Raw genomic sequence first — 1,556 nt, 5'->3', positions numbered from 1 at the left:
GGGTAGTAGTTTAGTGATGGGGTGACGCAGGAAGGTAGATGATCCCGGCCGGTGGTTGTGCCGGGGTAAGCGTGTAGGCCGTCATGTAGGCAAATCCGCATGGCATATGGGCTGAGACGTGATGCCGAGCCGTTCTGGTGAAGTCATTGATCCTATGCTGCCGAGAAAAGCCTCTAGCGATGTTCCGAGCGGCCCGTACCCGAAACCGACACAGGTGGTCAGGTAGAGAATACCGAGGCGACGGGTGAACTGTGGTTAAGGAACTCGGCAAATTGCCCCCGTAACTTAGGGAGAAGGGGGGCCGGACGCGTGAAGCCACTTGCTGGTGGAGCGTGGTATGGCCGCAGAGAGCAGGGGGAAGCGACTGTTTACTAAAAACACAGGTCCATGCCAAGTCGTAAGACGATGTATATGGACTGACGCCTGCCCGGTGCTGGAACGTTAAGGGGACCTGTTAGCTCTTCGGGGCGAAGCGGAGAACTTAAGCGCCAGTAAACGGCGGTGGTAACTATAACCATCCTAAGGTAGCGAAATTCCTTGTCGGGTAAGTTCCGACCTGCACGAATGGCGTAACGACTTCCCCACTGTCTCAACCACAGGCCCGGCGAAATTGCAGTACGAGTAAAGATGCTCGTTACGCGCGGCAGGACGGAAAGACCCCGGGACCTTTACTATAGCTTGACATTGGTATCTGAATTCGATTGTGTAGGATAGGTGGGAGCCGGTGAAGCTCGGACGCCAGTTCGGGTGGAGGCGTTGTTGAAATACCACTCTGTTGGGTTTGGGTATCTAACTTGCGGCCCTGATCGGGTCGAGGGACAGTGTCTGGTGGGTAGTTTAACTGGGGCGGTTGCCTCCTAAAGGGTAACGGAGGCGCCCAAAGGTTCCCTCAGCCTGGTTGGCAATCAGGTGTTGAGTGTAAGTGCATAAGGGAGCTTGACTGTGAGACTGACGGGTCGAGCAGGGACGAAAGTCGGGACTAGTGATCCGGCACTTGCGTGTGGAAGCGGTGTCGCTCAACGGATAAAAGGTACCCCGGGGATAACAGGCTGATCTTCCCCAAGAGTCCATATCGACGGGATGGTTTGGCACCTCGATGTCGGCTCGTCGCATCCTGGGGCTGTAGCAGGTCCCAAGGGTTGGGCTGTTCGCCCATTAAAGCGGTACGCGAGCTGGGTTTAGAACGTCGTGAGACAGTTCGGTCCCTATCCGCCGTGCGCGTTGGATACTTGAGAAGGGCTGTCCCTAGTACGAGAGGACCGGGACGGACGAACCTCTGGTGTGCCAGTTGTTCCGCCAGGAGCATGGCTGGTTGGCTACGTTCGGAAGGGATAACCGCTGAAAGCATCTAAGCGGGAAGCTCGCTTCGAGATGAGGTATCCCACCACCTTGAGTGGGTAAGGCTCCCAGCTAGACGACTGGGTTGATAGGCCGGAGATGTAAGCACGGTAACGTGTTGAGTTGACCGGTACTAATAGGCCGAGGGCTTAACCACATCAAATTTTATGCTCGATATGCGTCCACTGTGTGATTCACAGCAAACGAACAACCACCCC

The 1,556-nt window shown here is 55.8% G+C and carries 1 rRNA gene; it reads left to right on the top strand.

Features of this window, described 5'->3' with window-relative positions:
• A 23S ribosomal RNA gene (locus tag Asi03nite_RS37380) occupies positions 1-1,495 on the top strand; the annotation flags it as partial.
• Positions 1,496-1,556: the final 61 nt, after the last annotated feature.

This window comes from Actinoplanes siamensis (assembly GCF_016862395.1).
Classification (GTDB): domain Bacteria; phylum Actinomycetota; class Actinomycetes; order Mycobacteriales; family Micromonosporaceae; genus Actinoplanes; species Actinoplanes siamensis.
This window is presented reverse-complemented; position numbering and strand designations above follow the sequence as displayed.